Origin of the sequence: Sutterella parvirubra YIT 11816 (assembly GCF_000250875.1) — a bacterium.
GTDB classification, from domain to species: domain Bacteria; phylum Pseudomonadota; class Gammaproteobacteria; order Burkholderiales; family Burkholderiaceae_F; genus Sutterella; species Sutterella parvirubra.
Map to the genome: position 1 here is coordinate 3,774 of NZ_JH604951.1, position 16,298 is coordinate 20,071.

9 protein-coding genes are annotated in these 16,298 nt (G+C 65.5%); 3 read left to right on the top strand and 6 right to left on the bottom strand.

Features of this window, described 5'->3' with window-relative positions; translation table 11 throughout:
• From HMPREF9440_RS05025 to HMPREF9440_RS05050, 6 genes are all read right to left on the bottom strand, one after another.
• Nucleotides 1-1,584 (bottom strand): ABC transporter ATP-binding protein (locus HMPREF9440_RS05025; RefSeq protein ID WP_008542094.1); only part of this gene is annotated, 1,584 nt, incomplete at its 3' end.
• Between the two features lie 29 nt (nt 1,585-1,613).
• Nucleotides 1,614-2,402, bottom strand: a complete 789-nt coding sequence (locus HMPREF9440_RS05030) for an energy-coupling factor transporter transmembrane component T family protein (protein WP_008542095.1) — start codon at nt 2,400-2,402, stop codon at nt 1,614-1,616.
• Entirely contained in the window at nt 2,383-2,928 is a 546-nt protein-coding gene (locus HMPREF9440_RS05035) for an MptD family putative ECF transporter S component (RefSeq protein ID WP_008542096.1), read from the bottom strand. The genes HMPREF9440_RS05030 and HMPREF9440_RS05035 overlap by 20 nt, the downstream gene beginning before the upstream one ends.
• Nucleotides 2,929-3,099: 171 nt before the next feature.
• Nucleotides 3,100-5,244, bottom strand: coding sequence for a TonB-dependent receptor plug domain-containing protein (locus HMPREF9440_RS05040; RefSeq protein ID WP_008542097.1), 2,145 nt, complete (start codon nt 5,242-5,244; stop codon nt 3,100-3,102).
• A 166-nt stretch (nt 5,245-5,410) separates the two neighbouring features.
• The gene (gene hutW / locus HMPREF9440_RS05045) at nt 5,411-6,946 is read right to left on the bottom strand and encodes a heme anaerobic degradation radical SAM methyltransferase ChuW/HutW (protein WP_008542098.1); all 1,536 of its coding nucleotides are present in this window, start codon (nt 6,944-6,946) and stop codon (nt 5,411-5,413) included.
• Between the two features lie 620 nt (nt 6,947-7,566).
• On the bottom strand, nt 7,567-11,211 hold the full coding sequence (locus HMPREF9440_RS05050; RefSeq protein ID WP_008542100.1) for an autotransporter domain-containing protein: 3,645 nt from the start codon (nt 11,209-11,211) through the stop codon (nt 7,567-7,569).
• A gap of 663 nt (nt 11,212-11,874) precedes the next feature.
• Between HMPREF9440_RS05050 and HMPREF9440_RS05055 the strand changes: the two genes are divergently transcribed.
• From HMPREF9440_RS05055 to HMPREF9440_RS10515, 3 genes are all read left to right on the top strand, one after another.
• Nucleotides 11,875-13,851 (top strand): sensor histidine kinase, encoded by a 1,977-nt coding sequence (locus HMPREF9440_RS05055; RefSeq protein WP_050816129.1) that lies wholly within the window; start codon nt 11,875-11,877, stop codon nt 13,849-13,851.
• Entirely contained in the window at nt 13,848-14,573 is a 726-nt protein-coding gene (locus HMPREF9440_RS05060; RefSeq protein ID WP_008542104.1) for a response regulator transcription factor, read from the top strand. Before HMPREF9440_RS05055 ends, HMPREF9440_RS05060 begins: the two co-directional genes overlap by 4 nt.
• A 614-nt stretch (nt 14,574-15,187) precedes the next feature.
• Nucleotides 15,188-15,763, top strand: a complete 576-nt coding sequence (locus HMPREF9440_RS10515; protein ID WP_008542106.1) for a helix-turn-helix domain-containing protein — start codon at nt 15,188-15,190, stop codon at nt 15,761-15,763.
• Nucleotides 15,764-16,298: the final 535 nt, after the last annotated feature.

Genomic DNA, 16,298 nt, shown 5'->3' on the forward strand with positions numbered 1-16,298 from the left:
CTCCGCGGTCTTCTCCTCGGCCTTCTTCGCGGCCAGCATCCTCATGTCGAGCGCGCGGTCGCAGATGTCCAAAAGTTCAAGGTCGTGCGTGATGAGAAAGACCGCCCTGCCCTTTTGGGCCTCGGCACGGAGCAACCCCGCCATCGCGGCCATGTTGGCGCCGTCGAGCCCTGAGGTCGGTTCGTCGAGAATCAGGATCGCCGGGTCTTTGGCGAGCGCGCAGGCCGTGACGAGCCGCTGCTTTTCGCCGCCCGAGAGGCTCTGCGGGTGACGGGAGGCCAAGTGGGAGAGCCGGAGGTCGCGCATCAAGGCGTCGGCCCGGGCGTAGTGCTCGTCCGTGAGCCGCACGGCGCGCCGCCTGGCGAAGAACCCGAGCTTGCGGTTCCGGGCTTCGGCCGAAAGGGACGCGCGGATGGCGCCCAGGATTTCGTCGCGCACCGTCCTCATCTGAAGCTGGTGGTCGGCGTTCTGGAGCACCAATCCGGCGAAGGGCATCAGACCCTCCCGCCCGACCGGGCGGCTCCCGATCCGGAAGCGCCCTTCGGCCTTTTCGAGCCCGGTGAGGATGCGCGCGAGCGTGGTCTTCCCGGTGCCGTTCCCGCCGACCAATGCGGTGATGCCGGGCTCGACCCCGAAGGAGACGCCCTCGAAAATGGCGGCGCGGCCGGGGTACGCAAAGCGCAGGGCATCGGCGCGGAAGCGCTCACGCTCAGACGCCGTACGGCTGCGGTCGGCAGGTTCGATTTCCGCCTCCCCGGCATGCGTGACCGCCACGCGCGGCAGCGTCTCCCGCGGGTCCGCCACCGCGTCGCGGCGCAGCCCCCAGCGGGCGCGAAGCATCTCGTCGGCGAGCATCGCAAAGGGCCCGCGCTCGACGATTTCGCCCCCGTGCATCACGAGCACCTCGTCGGCGACGTCCTTCAACCAGTAGAGACGGTGGTCGACCACGAGAATCGCTGCACCGGCGGCCTTCCACTCCAGAAGGAGCCCGGCCAGCTCTTCGGTCGCCTCGGGGTCGAGGTTGGCGGTGGGTTCGTCTAGAATCAGGGCCTTGGGTTCGAGCGCAAGGATCCCCGCGAGGCCCACCTTCTGCTTCTGGCCTTCCGACAACGCATGGATGTCCTGGTCCAGAAGGTGCGCGAGCCCGAGGCGCTCGGTCGCGCGGGCGACGCGCGCTTCGACCACGTCCGCAGGCAGCCCCCGGCTCTGGAGCGCGAAGGCGATTTCGTCGCGGACGTTCAAGGCGAAGAACTGCTCTTCCGGGTCCTGAAAGAGCGTTCCGATGTGCTCCGACAAGGCCGCGACCGGCGTCGTCGACGCGTCCCAGCCGTCGATCAGAACCTTCCCGGTCAAGCGACCTTTGAGAATCTGCGGCGCGAGGCCGTTCACGAGGCGCATCAGCGTCGTCTTTCCGCAGCCCGACGCTCCGGTGACGAGCTTCAGCTCGCCCGGGTCGACCGTGAGCGAGAGGTTCGTCACGGCGTCGCGGTCGCTGTGGGGATAGGCGTACGAAACGTTCTGGAGTTCGATGCGGTGCATGGGGCTCTCCGGGCTCCGTGTCGTGGGGTTGTTCATGTGGTCCATGGGTCCATCCTTCCGTCACGCTTTCGTCGTCAGGGCATGGAGACTTCCGTCCCCAACATGAGGACGTTCCGGAAGAAGACCTCCGCGAGGACGACGAGGATCGTCGTCGTGACGGCCGCGGCGACGACGCGCGCGTCGAGGCTCGTCAGCGTCCGCCCCTGCGGCATCACGGTGCGCTCGCCCGTGCCAAGGCCCTTCAACTCGGACGCGATCCCCAACGTTTCGGAGGACTTCAACGCCCGGAAGAGGATCGGCACGAGAAGAAGACGGGCAGAGAGGAGCGGATGGAGCGTCAGCATCTCCGGCCCCATCGCCCAGCCGCGGATCCTGAGCGTCTCCCAGATCTGGCGGATGTCGTTCGTGAAGGTCGGGATGAAGCGGAGCATCACCGCGGTCGGGAGAAAGAAGATGAAGGGCAGACGCATGCGCTCCAGCGTCCCCAACAGGTCTTCGACGCGGGTGGTGAGCGCCAGCACCATCACGGCGTTCATCATCGAGGCGCCGCGCATGAAGGGGATGACGAGGGACTTGACGGTGAGACCGCCTATCCCCGGCACCCAGGATTCGATCAAAAAGGCGCAGCCCGTCGCCAACGCCATCATCGCGGCCATCAGCGCGTAGAGGAGCGCGAGGAGCACCGGACGCTTCAAGAGGAGCGCGTAGATGAAGGTCGCGGCGAAGAGCACCGCCTGGCCGACGAAGCCGCCGGACGACACCGTCAAGACCGCGGCCGCGGCCGTCACGCCCAATTTCGTGCGCGCGTCGAGGTGCCGGAGCACGCTCGTCTCGGCCGCGCCCTCAGCGAACAAAGCCCGCATGCTTCAGTTCCTCCACCGTTTTTCCACCGACCCAAAGACCCAGAAGGCTCCCGAGATACCCGACCGCCACCACCGGCACCACGACCGTCATCAATGCGGGGCTCTCCCGCATGAAGAGGTACGAGACGCCGAGACTGATGGATTTCGATGCGAAGTCGTAGACCGCGGCCGCGACCCACGGGGCCCAGGGCTTCTCCGCGCCGCCGGAAGCCGCCGCGGCGGCTTCGCCCAGCACCGCGGCGACGAGCGCCGCGGGGAGAAGCGCCATGCTCCCGCCCATGAGGAGCACGCTCACGAGCGTGGAGACCGCGGTGAAGAGAAGCAGCGTCCCCGCCTTGGGGACCTTCGTGAGGAGCACGATCAGAAGCGCCGTGAAGACGAGATTCTTCGCGACGAGCGAGACGGGGTTCATGCCGCCGCCCGCCAGGGCGATCAATAGGCTCGAGAGCTTCGCCGCCGCGGCGAAGACCCCGAGGAGCACGAGCTCCCGGGGCTCCCAGCGGCGTTTCCTGATGCGCATCTCCATGAGGTGGGTTCCTGTCGGTCGTTGTTCGGGGATTGGGTTGTTGGGGGTTGTTTGGGGTTGGCTGCTTTGGGCGCCTTGAGGTTGTTCGAAGCCTTCCTTCGGGTTTCGCGACGCCTCCTCCGGCGGCCTCAACGAGGCGCACCGGAGGAGGCATCTCCCTCAGAAGTCCGATCAGAACTTCGCGTTGAAGTTCACCGTGAAGCAGCGGCCGGCTTCGTAGATCGAGTCGGTGAGCTTGTAGAGCTTGTTCGTGAGGTTCAGAAGGCTCACGTCGAGGCTGTAGGCGTCTTCAGGCCCGAAGGAGACGCCGCCCGTCAGGTTGAAGCTCGTCGAACCGCCGAAGCGCGAGTTCACCGTCTTCTTGCTGAAGTCGTAGAGCGCCGTTTCGGACTGGCTCCAGGCGTAGGCGTCGGCGCGAAGCTTGAGGCCCGCCCGCTCGCCCGTCCAACGGACGCCGTAGCGGCCGGAGAGTTCCGCGACGCCGGCGTCGTAGGTGCTGTCGCCGTTCTGCGAGAGTTCGCGGCGCATCCAGGTGCCGGTCGCGTACGGTTCGAAGCCGTTTTCGAAGCGGTAGCTCGTCTGGAGCTCAAGCCCGTAGGTCTTCGCCGACGCGACGTTGCGGTACTGGTAGACGCTGTCCTCAACTTCGGCCGTCGTGATGTAGTCGTCCGCATCGCTGTAGAAGGCGGCGACGTCAAGCACCGCGCGGCCGGGCGTGAAGCGCACGCCCAGCTCGAAGTTGTTCGACGTTTCGGGCTTCAGATCGGGGTTCGCGATCACGTTGCCGCCGCCCATCGAGGTCGGGATGTAGCGCTCCATCAGGTTCGGCGTGCGGAAACCCTGCGCCCAGCTGGCGCGCACCGCGGTGTGCTCGATCCCACGCCAGACGGCGCCGAGATTGAAGACCGCGCGGCCGTCGCTTTGGCTTTCCTTGGAATTCGAGCTGAACCCGGGACGGCCCGGATCGGCCGGGGTCGCCGACATGTCGGATTCCGTATTGACGGCGCTCCCGGAGTAGGTCTCGACCTCGGACTTCACCCAGGTGTAGCGGGCGCCGTAGGTGAGCGTCACGTCGGCGGGGAGCTGCGACTCCATCGACGCGAAGACGGCGTTCAACATCTGGTAGCCGTCGTTGACGGAGTAGTTGTGGGTGTACTTGTTCGTCGACGAGCTCGGCGGCATCCGCATCTTCGTGCGGGAGTGCGTTTCGGTCGCCGCCGAGAGGTCGTCGTAGTTGAATTCGTAGCCCGCGATCAGGTAGTGGGCGTCGCCCAACTGCCAGTCGGTCTGCAGCGTGAAACCGTACTGATCGACCGTGTTGTCCGCGTAGTTGTCCATCTTCTGGTCGATCGACATCATCGGGTTCATGACCTGCAGCACGTAGACGCGGTTGTGCATGCTCTTGTCGCTCTTTTGGTAGTACGCGTCGGTGCGCACGCGCACGAGCGCGTCGGAGACGTTGTTCGTCTCGAAGAAGACGGCGGCCTTTTCGCGCTTCCACTGCGGGACGTTCACGGCGAAGTCCGAGTACGACCCCATGTCTTCGGGGAGGAGCCCCGTATGGAATTCAAGGTCGTACGTTTCCAGACGCAGACCCGCCTTCGTCTCCGGCGTGAAGTTGTACGCGAGGTAGGCGGACGCCTGGCGCGAGTTGAAGGACGTGTTCGGAACGTCGCCCGCGGGGGTCGAGAGATCGTCCGCGCGGTCGGTGCCGGCCGTCAAGCGGTACTCAAACCCTTCGACCGTCCCGGCGATCGACGCCGAAACCGACTTCCCGTTGTTGGACGAATTCATCCCGGCCGAGGCCTGCGCGCTGAAGGCCTTCGCGGAGGCCTTCTTCGTGATGATGTTCACGACCCCGCCCACGGCGTCCGAGCCGTAGAGGACCGAGGCCGGCCCCTTGATCACTTCGATGCGCTCGATCTCATCGGGCGAAATGAGGATCGGCGCCCCCGACATCGACTTGTGTTCCGAGACGCGCTGGCCGTCGATCATGACGAGCGTGCGGAAGGCGTCTTCGCCGCGGATCTGCACGCGCTTCATGCCCTGGCTGCCGTCGTTCATGACCTTGACGCCGGGGATGTCTTTGAGGAGGTCGCCCACGGTCTGCGCGGACGAGCGCTCGATGTCTTCGGCGGTGAGGACCGACACCGACATCGGCACGTCCATCAGTTCCTGCTCGACGCGGGACGCGGTGACGCGGACGGTTTCGGTGGTGAGGGCTTCTTCGGCGTGCGCGGCCGGGGCGAAGGCGTAGAGCGCGGCCAAAGCCGAGGACACGGCGGCGGCCGTCCGGAGGAGTTTCAGATGCTGCATGGTGGTAGGGACTGGTGGTTCGTCAATCGCTGAAAGGACCGGCCCGAAGACCGGTTCAAGCCAATGAGCCCGCTTCTGTTCGGCATCCCCGGGTCGTGCGGGCGCGTCATCAGATGGACGTGGGCCCCGGGGGTTCGGTGTTCAGATCGTTGTTTGGGCAGAGGCCTCACCCGTGGTGCGGGTGCGGCGCGCGGGGCGCCCGGGCGCCGCCCGCCGCCGCGGCGACCATCTGCGGGGCGCCCATGTCGAGCTTGCGCAGCGCCATCGCGTTCATCCCGTCCTGGGCGTCTTTGGCGTTCGGGGCGTTGGGCGCGACGAGCTGCGTCTTCAAGAAGTCGATGAGGAGCTGCGCCAACGTCACGTGCCAGAACTGGCCCGCGACCGTCTGGTGGAGCCATTCGCCCCGGCGGCGGAGGAGCCCGGCTTCGGCCCACTGGTCCAAAACCGGCTTCGCCATCCCTTCGAGGTCGAGCCCGGCCGATCGCCCGATCGCAGCTAGGTTGATCGCGCCCGATTCCATCGCGGACGAAATCGTGCGAAGGAGCGCCCAGTGCGGGCCCGGGGCCATGAGGAAGGACGTGGGCTTCACGCCGTCGTTGACGGCACGGATGTAGTCGTCCAACTTCCTCTCCAGCATGAAGCTGTGCCCGAAGAGGCGGCCGCCCGCGCCGGACCCGAAGGCGAGGCAGTCGCAGGCGCCTTTCCCCAACTGGTTGTAGACGTTCCGCTCACGGGTGCCCTGCCCCCAGTGGTTGTTCGATAGCCGCCGCCAGTTGGCGTTCGTCAGGAACTCGACCGAGCGCGCGAACATGTCGGCCTTCATGGGCGTGTCCGCGGCGGGCGGGAGCTTCCCCGATTCGACCCGGCGCGCGAGCGGAGACTTCTCGAAGACGTTGAGTTGATAGCAGTCGATGCCGTCGAGCGGAAGCGACGAGGCGATGCGGAGGTCTTCCTCCCACACGTCCATCGATTGGCCCGGGAACCCGTAGATGAGGTCCATCACCACGGCGGCCTGGTCGTAGCTCATGAGAGCTTCGAGGCGGCGCAGGCACCGCTCGCCGTCATCGATCCTCATCATCGACCGGCGGACCTGGGTGTTGAAGGTCTGAACGCCCAAGGAGAAGCGGTTGGCGCCGCCGGCCAGCGCGGCCTCAATCTTTTCGTCGTCGAAATTGTTGATGCGGCCTTCGATCGTGATCTCGCAGTCGTTCGCGAGCGGGAGCGTGCGCTGAACCGTATCGAGCACCCGGCGGAGATCCCGGGCGGAGAGCGCCGTGGGCGTGCCGCCCCCGAGGTAGACCGCGTGGACGGGACCGACGCGCTGCGCGTCGCGGTCGCTCCAAAGCTCCAGCTCGCGAATGAGTGCGTCCGTGAAGACCTTGGAGCGGTCTTCGTCGAAGGGGTTCTGGTAGAACATGCAGTAGAGGCACCGCGTCTCGCAGAACGGGATGTGCAGGTACGCGAGCGTCTTCCCGGAACGGGGCCGGTCCGCGAGGCGCTCCAGCGCTTCGCAGGCGCTCTCCCCCATCAGCGGCATGCCGTCCGGCCCGCTGTGAATGCGGGCCTTCGCCGGAAAGGCGGCGTGGAGCGGATCCGCGGCGTCGGCGTAGTACCCTTCGACGCCTTTCCCGCGCATGGCCTCTTCGACGGCCCTGGCGCCCGCCTCAAACGTCACCGGCTTCATCGGCTTCGTCGCACTCATGAAATCTCCTATCGGGGTTGTCCGAACGATTTGCGTCGTCTATCCGTACGTACTGCGAATCATTCTCGTTTGCGAATGTGCGCAATCTATCACGCCGATTTGCCGGACGAGAACCTGCTTTGTTGCCCTCAAGGGTTTTCACCTAGTCCTTTGGTCGTGACCAAACACCTCAGAAAGGGTGCGCCACCGCCCTTTTCGCCCGATTGACGGCCCGATCCGGCAGATTTTCCTGACCGTTGCTGCGACGACATTGCGACGCCGTTTCGGCATTCTTGGCGCATCTTTTTGACAGCGAAGGATGTGGAACCACCTCTTTCCGCGGGCGACGCGTGAGGGGTCGGGCGGCGGACGGGAGCGCGGCGGGAGCGCGGCGGTCCGGGGCTTGATGCCCCGTTTCAGGGGCTTTTCCCCAGGATCCCGGCCGGGTGTCGAATAGCGGAATTCGCCCCGCGCCCCGCACATGAAGAGACCCGCCTTCGGGCGGTGCCGAAGACGGGTCGTGTTGGTTTTGGCTGTCGGGTCCGCGGCCGGCGTACCCTCCCCGGCCGCCTGCTTCCCCCGACGAATCAAGGTGTCGGCGGCGGGGCGAGAACGCCGGTTCGGCCCCCTGGGGGCTTCCCTTAGAAGGCGTAGCGCACGGTGGCGGAGAGGCCGTTCGAGGTCACGTCACCCGAGAAGTTCCCGGTGTAGGAGAGCCCGAAGGTCGTGCTCTTCCCGACGTTGGCTTCGATGCCGAGGCCCACGGAGAAGAGGTTCGAGAGCTCGGCCCCGACGATCTTCCCGGCGGCGTCGCCCCCGAGTCGGGCTTCAGCCTGCGTGTCGCCGAAGAAGTGACTCCAGGAGAGGTCGCCCTTCAGAGCCATCCGCACGGACCCCGCCGTGAAGGGCATGTCGCCCCGCACGCCCAGCGTCGCGGCCTGGAGCGTCTGGTCCTCGACCTTCGTCGTGAAGCTCACGTCGTCCGCACGGTCGGCGATGCCGTCAGCAGAAGCGCGGATGTACGCGAACCCGGCATAGGGTTCGACCTTCACGGCGCTCCCGAGGTCAAGACCCGTGTAGGCCCCTTCGACGTAGAAGGTCGTGATGTCGGCGTCCGTGTTGAAGGCGTTGTACCCGGTCTTGTTGACGAGCGAGACCGGGCGGTGACCTTCACGGTCCTGTTCGGTGCGCACGACCCCGTAGGAGATCGAGGCGACGTCCGCGACGTCCGTCTTCCCGTAGAGACCGTAGTGGATGTCGTCCGAATCGATCTTGCCGTCGCGGCCCGCGTCGAAGTCGGTCGTACCCGCGCCGAAGAAGGCACCCAAGGTCGTGCTGCCGCCCACTTGGATGTCCGCGCCGACGAGCGCCGCATAGAAGTCGGCGTCGACCTTCGCGGTGTGGTCGGCCGAGCCCCAGTTCCCGATGCCGGTCGCCCAGAGGGTCGCGCCGTGCGCGAGTTCGGCGGTCGAGCCCACGCCGCGGCGAAGCGCCTGATCCTTCGCGGTCTTCGCGACGTCAAGGGTGTTCAGAACCGCCGCGTTCTGGGCGTTCAGGAGCAGATCGTTGTCGAGCGTGTCGAGGGTCGAATCGAACATCGACTGGTTCCCCGACAAGAGCCCCTCGAAGATCGCGCCGCCCTTGGCTTCCAACGCTTGAGCAACCGAGCGCTGATTGCCGTTCCGGGCGAACATCCCGAAGCTCTTCGTCTCGTCGCGGGTGATTTCGGTCAAGACGGACTTGCCGCCTTCGGCGACCGTCGTCTTCGCGTTGAAGAAGAGCATGTCGTCTTCGGTGGCCTTCAGCTTCGTGCCGTCGCCCTCCGCGAACGTCACGGTGCCAGAGAGCTTCCCGCCGTTGTAGATCTGGGCGAGGTCGCTCCCCTGCGCCCAGCCGCTGACGAGCGCGCCGTCGACTGCCTCAATCTTCTTGACCGTCGTGGCGGTCGAGCCGGTGGTCGACGCGGCGTGCACGAGAAGCGTGCCGCCCTTTTCGACCGTGACCGCCGTGCCGTGCTGGGCTTCGGGCGCGGGACGCAGCGAACCCTTGTCGGTCACTTCATCGACGTAGGAGGCGATCACGCCGCCGCGGCCACCGTCCTTCACGGTGAGGAGACCGTCGATCTTCTTCAGGGCTTCGTTCATTTCGACCGCATCCGTCCCGGCTTCCTTCGCGGTGGTGGTCGTCGTCGCACCCTCATAGACAGTACCGTTCGCGAAGGTGAACTTGGGATCGTACGACCCGAAGGATTCCGCGAAACCGACGACCGTCGCACCCTTGCCGGCTTCGACGCCGCCGCGGAAGGTGTTTTCGCCCGTCAGAACGAGCGTCGCGCCCGAGCCCGCTTCGCCCGTCACGCTGATCGAACCGACATAGTAGTCCTTGTAGCCTTCAGCCGTACCGTCCCGACGAGCCTCAAGTTCGGTCTTGCGGATCGTGTAGTACGCGGTCTTGGCGTCCTTTTCGTCACCGGCCTCGAGACCGTTGGCAGTCTGAAGCTCTGCGGTCACCGCAGCAAGTTCCGCCTTGTCTTCGATGCGGCGGGCGTCGAGCGCGATCTGGGAGATGTCGTTCGACCAGTGGTCGCTGTAGGTGCCGAGCTTGATGTCGTTCTTGGCGATCAGCTGACCCGGACCGTACATGCCCTTGTCGAGGTCGGGCACGCCCCAACCGAAGTTGACGGACGGAACGCCCTTGACGAACGATTCGTCGTGCTTCTTCTGGTCGCGCTTCCCGTCTTCCGTCGAGGTGTCGTAGAGGATGTTCTGGTTCGCGGTCGTGAACATCACGTCGCGGACCTGCGTGGGTTCCATGTAGGGATAGCGGCTCGCCAAGACGCCCAGCGCGCCCGTCACGTGAGGCGCCGCCATCGAGGTGCCGCCCCAGGCGGCGTAGGTTTCGTCGCCCAGCTTCTTCCCGGCGCCTTCATCTTTGCCCGGCGTCACGTACGCGCCGTCGACCACCGCGGAGGAGTAGATGGCGTTCCCGGGCGCCGCGACCGTCCACCACTTGGCGTAGCCCGCGTCGTTGAAGTTCGAGATGTAGTAGAGCTCTTCGTTCACGTACTTGACGCCCGCGACCGCGACCCAGTTCTTCTCGAATTCGGGGCGGAAGTTCGCGTAGCCGGCGCGCAGGTACGGGTTGTCTTCGTTCCGGTTCCCGGTCGTGACGACCTGCACGATGTTGTGCTTCTTCGCGACGTCGCCCATTGCGTCGACGAAGGCGACGTTGTCCTCAAACTTCGCGTTTTCCTTGTTCTGAACCTGCGACGCGGCGGCCTTCTTGTAGAGGAACCATTCGCCGATGTAGCCGCCGGGGACGTCAAGGTCGACGCTCATGGGATTGCCGCTGTTCTTGTACACGACGTTGTTGTTTTCGTCCCTCTTCACCGAACCGTCTTCATTGCGATCGGCGACCTTGACCTGATCCTGCGTGATCCAGGCGCTCGAGACGTCGAAGTTCGTGTAGCCGTAGCTGTCGTCGTACCACTTGTCGCCCGTGCCGGTGATGCGCACGCGGGCGTTCGTGCCCCAGGAGTTGTTGATGAACTTCGCGCCGGACTCGGCCACCGCCGCGTAGACCGCTTTGAAGTAGTTGTAGTCCATCACCGAGTAGGACGCCGCGTCGGAGGGATTCGTGCGGTCGGTGAGGATCGGGCTGTAGGTCGAATTGTCCGTGCCGCCGGTGTTCCCGACGATCAGCTTCGAGCCGAACGAGACCCCGTGGAATTCGCTGCCGTCGCGTTTCCCGACGATCGTGCCGGCGACGTGCGTGCCGTGCGAGTCGTTGACGTTCAGGGCGAAGTCGCTCGACGCCCGGTCGAACGCATCGCCTTCCTTGTAGGAGCCGAACGGGTTTTCGTGATCCGCTCCCCAGTTGAGCCCCGCCCACTTCTGGTAGCGGTTGCCCGTGGAGCCGTACTTCCCGGTGATCGACGTGTCGATCAGCTGCCCCTGGAGCTGGCTGTGCCCGAAGAAGCTCCCCGAGTCGACGATGCCGAGCTTGACGTCCTGACCATAGAAGCCCAACTCATAGGCTTTCGACGCGTTCATCGCGCGAAGGCCCCAGTCCTTCTGGTATTCGGCGTCCTTCGCCCAGTTGATGCCGTCAAGCGCGTGGCTTCCCTGCACGTACGCGGCCGACGCCGCCCCCGACACCGTCAAAAGCGCCGCCACGGCGATCGCGACGGCGCTCTTCGTTGCCTTCCCCTTGGCGGCGTGGTGTTCGTCCGTGACGACGTACTGCTGACGGATGGAACTCCAGGCTGTCTTGAAAACACGGTTCATCTCTCAATTCCTCACGTTCGGTTGGTCCATAGGCCTGCCCGAGAGGCATAGGTCATTCGCCCTAGGGCATAGCGCTTAGGGTTCTACCAGCACGACCAAAGGATGAGGAGGGACTATTTTTGAGACGCCTCGGCGGCGAACGTTCTCTCTGTCCGGGGACGTGTTTCGTTCGCCTCAGTTCCGTTTCGGGGAGGTGTTGAGGGACGGACTCACGAAACCAGCACAAACCACGGCTTCCATCCGCCGGATAAATGAACGGCGTTTATGTCCGGATAGCTTCGGTCAATTCTTAAGTTTGTTTCGAACTATGGTCGCGTTGTTTGGCCGTCAACGCGGCGTGAAAGGTTGCCTTGGGAAGCCTCAAACGACGGTTGATCCGTCCGCCTTCAGGGACACCGCTCGGGATCGGTTTTGCCGTCGCATTCCCCGGCGGATCTTCCGGACCGAACCCCGACCCCGTCTTCCGCGCCCGCCTACGGATCCCGCTACACTTGCGCCATGCACCCTACCGCCACGACCCGATCCGCCGGGGCGCCCGAAGCCCTCCGAAGAGCCTCCGGCGCAGCCCCTGAAATGACCTCCGTACCCTCCCCTGTCCGCAGCAGCGGCTCCGGCCGCAGGCCCGGGGCGTTGCGGCGGGTTGCCGTCACTACGGCGTGCGCGTTGGCGGGCCTCATCGGCTTCGTCGGCTTTGTCGGCATGTCGGGCCCAGCCCAGGCCGAGGAATCCCTCGGCGTCCCCGTCGACCCCGACGTCTTCCCGACCCCGACGGTCGAGCCTCCGGAGGCGCCCATCCCCCACGGGACGCGCGTGCGGTTCGGGATTCTGCAGTTCGAGGCGGCGAGCTCCTACCGCGCGAACCTCGACAACGTGCAGGACACGGTGGTGGCGTACCTCCAGAAGCGGGCGCTGCAGTTGACGATCGAGGCGATCCCGTACCACTCGTCCGGCGAACTCAAAGCTGCGGTCCGGAACAACCAGGTGGAGTTCTTCCTCGCGAGCTCGGGGCTCTTCGTTGAAATGCAGCCCTACGGCGTACGCGACATCGGGACGCTGACGGCGCCTGCCATGCCCGACCCCAACCAGTGCGTCGCGGGCGTGATGGTGGTGCGGTCCGACCGGGACGATTTGACCGACATCGAAAGCCTCGCGGGGAAGCGCGCGGTCTCCACCGACCGCGAAAACTTCATGACGTACCAGACGAACCTGGGCGAAATCGCCAAGGCCGGGTTCGATCCGGACGACTTCTTCTCGTCCGTCGCCTTCACGAAGAATTCCCCCGAGCAGGTGCTCCGCGACGTCGCGGAAGGCAGAGCCGACGTGGGGTTGTTGCGCGCCTGCATGCCGGAAGCGCTGGAAGCGAAGAACCCGCAGTTGGCCGGCCGCTTCAAGGTGATCAACGCCCAGGCCGCGCCGGCGGGGAAGCGCCTCGGCTGCGCCTTCTCGACCGCGCTCTATCCGGGCTGGACCATCGCGGTCGCGAACCATACGCCGGCGGCGATCACGAGGCATCTCGCGGTCGCGCTGCTCGAACTCTCCCCCGGGGACACCCCGGGCGGCTACACGGTGAGCTTCACGACGAACTTCGAGAGCGTGACGGAACTCTTCCGGAAGCTCCGGATCGGGCCCTTCGAGCACCTGCGCCACTGGACCGTCGAGCGGATCGTGCAGACGTACTGGCCGTTTTTGATGCTTCTCCTCATGGGGGTCCTCGGCTGGATCTGGCACTCGTGGCGGCTGGAACGCCTGGTCGTGAAGCGCACGGCGGCGCTCTCGGAATCGATGGCGCGCGAGCGGGCGGCCTCGGAAGCCGCCCGACGCACCGCGGAAAAGCTCAACCAATTGGAGCGCGTCGGGATGATCGGACGCCTGAGCTCGGTCTTCGCGCACGAATTCGTGCAGCCCTTGTCCGCCATGCGCTACCACGCGCGTTCGATCCGGAAGCTCTCCGAGCGGGAAGAATTGAACCGCCCCCTGATGGCGAAGTGCATCGACGGGCTGACGGAGCAGCTGGAGCTCGCCGCATCGATCATCGACCGCGTCCGCCGCTATGCCAAAGGGGGTGCGGACCGCTCCGCGGCCATCGACCTCGCGGCGCTCGCGCGCGACGTCGTGCGCGAGATGGCGGAATCGAAAAAGCTCCGGAATGAAGTGGCCGTCACGGCCCCGGCGGACCCCGTCATGACGGCGGGGGACGCGGTGGAGCTGCGCGTCCTCATCATGAATTTGCTCAAGAACGCCGATGAGGCGCAGTGCGCCTCGGGCGTGGTGAGCGCGGTGACGCTGACGCTCACCGCCCCGAAGGAAGGCGCGCGGATGACGGTCGCGAACGGCGGCCGGCGGCTCACCGCCCATGAGCTCGTGCGCATCACCGAACCCCTGGCGAGCACCAAGACCGAGGGGCTCGGGTTGGGTCTCCTTCTTTGCAAATCCATCGCCGAAGTCCACCGTGCGAAGATCACGTTCCACGCGCGCGAAGCGGGCGGGATCGTCGTGACCGTCGCGTTTCCAAAGATGACGGAGACGGCGAAGAGCGATAATGCCGCGCCGTCCGCTCCGTCTGACGCCGACCGGAACGACTCCGCTGAAGCCAACACCGACAACACCAACCCCCTCAACACCTCCGGGACCCACCGATGAGCACCGTCTTCACACCTTCCGCCTGCCGCGCCGTTCTGGAAAGCGACCTGGGCGACGACCTCCTCGCGAACGAAAAGACCCAAGCGTTGATCCGCGTGATCGACGACGACCGCGCGGTGCGGGACGCCCTGACGACCATGCTCGAAATCGAGGGCTACGTCGTCGCTCCCTACGCCTGTGCCGAGGACTACCTCCGGGACCTTCAACCCGAGCGCATCGGCTGCCTCATCCTCGACGTCCGGATGCCGGGGATGAGCGGGCTGGAGCTCCAAACCCAGCGCCTCGAAGCCCGGGACGGGATGCCGATCATTTTTCTCACGGGCTACGCGGACGTCGAGGTGGCGGTCTCGAGCCTTCAGGCGGGGGCGGTCGACTTCCTGATGAAGCCCGTCGACGAGGAGCGGCTCTTCGCCGCCATCAACAAGGCGGTGCACCGCGACGTGCTCCGCCGTCTCGGGGTCACGCGCCCCGAGAGGATCGCCGAAGGCGCGGCGCAGCTCTCGGAGCGCGAACTCCACACGCTCTCGATGATCTGCCGGCGGCTCACCGACGCCCAGGTGGCTGAGCGCTTCGGGGTTTCGATCCGCACGGTCGAAGGCCACCGCGCGAAGCTCTACACGAAGTTCGCGGTGCACTCGGGCGAAGCGTTGACCGTCCTCATGCCCGACATCCGGGCGGCGATCGCGAAGCTGGTCGAAGAGAACCGGGAGCGGGACGACTGAGTCCGGGACCCACGGATCCCGGCCGCCCCAAGTGCGCACCGTACCGGTCGTTCTGAACGTCCGTCCGTCACCCGTCCGGACGACGCGCATAAGCGTCAGCGATTGACGCATCCCTCCCCGGAGACGGGTTCGCACGCCGCCGAACATACGAGTAAACACGGACACTTTTTATACGACAATTTGAGCGTCGCGCTTTTTACACTCGGGTTCGCCTGCCATGTAACGCCCGACCAACATCATTCGTCATCTTTCCGACCCTGATCGTCGCATATGGGTTGCCGGGCCTCGACGCCGAATGAATTGCACGAAAATCTCTTCTCATGAAGGGTTGTGACAGGATTGCCGTCGCATAACTTTACCGGTTCGGGCATTTTTACGCATCCTTCTCCAATCCTCGGGAAATCCGCAATTCCGAACACCGCGTTCAAACCCACTGCACTGATTTCGCGGGGCGCATCGTGAATACCGTCGTAAACTCCCGCCGCAAATGTAAGCGGGGAGCGCTTTGCGGTACCCTACTTCTCATACAAGTACGCACGCGCGCGCGTTGCGGCGCGCGCCCGGTACGCAAGAAGAAAACGCACACCCTGCGTCGCTGAGGAGGGCGACACATCGTGACGCAGACGACTAGCACCCCCAACGTCGAAGCCGATACGTTCAACATGTTCCGCCTGAGCGCCATCACCGGCCTCACGCCCCGAACGATCCGCTACTACATCGCCAAAGGACTCTGCCCCAAGCCCTACGGCCAGCGTCGCGGCGCCTACTACGACCGCACGCACGTGGTCGCCCTGATGGAGCTGAAGCGCCGCAAGGAACAGGGCTACCGTCTCTCGGAACTGAAGGCCTCGAAGGCCGACGGGGAACCCTTGCCCGAGCGCGCGGTCGAAGACCTTCCCGCGCACGAAGCGCAGCCCCCGCGCGCCGACGCCGCCAACACGTCCCGCGACGAGTCCTTCTATCCCCTCTCGAAGGACGGCGCCCGCTTCGCAAAGAGCGTCTCGACGCACCCCGACGGCACGCTCGTGCGCTACCGCAAGACCGAGCACTACGAAATCCTCCCGGGGCTCGAACTCAGCTTCGCGCAGCACCAGTGCCCCATGCACATCGACCCCGAGGTGATCGCCTCGATCGCGGACGACATCTACAACCGTCTCGCCAATCCGGTGCAGACGGCGAAGCAGCAGTAAGAACCTGGAACCTCACCGGAGAAGATCAGCATCATGTTGTTCAAAGGGATTTCTGAGGGTTTGAAGGCGGCAGCCCGCTCAAGACGGCGCTGAACCCCGATCCGCCGGCGCCGCACGGTCTCATCCATTGACCCGCGCGCACCCGGCTCCTCCGAAATCCCCTGGGGCCCAGGCGCTCCCACTGGGACCCCGAGAAACCTTGAGCCGTCCCATCAACGGCTCCTTTGACCACCATTACCGGACGACCGGTCCTCGCTGAGGTCGACTGAACCCGCGCCCTCCGTGCGTCTTCATGACGACCTCACCCGCGCCCATCGTCCACGAACCCGGGAAGCCCCGGGCCGCCCGCCGTGCCAGCTCCGCGCCCGACGACCTCCGACTTCCCCGCCCTTCGGGCGTTCTGCCGGATTCGTATGAATCCGCATCGGGCACCTGAAGGGGTCCAACCACCTCTGAAGACGGGAGGTCTTCACCATGACGAGAACGAAGAAACCCAGGACCAGCACCAGCAGCGAGACCGGCACGACCAACGCGA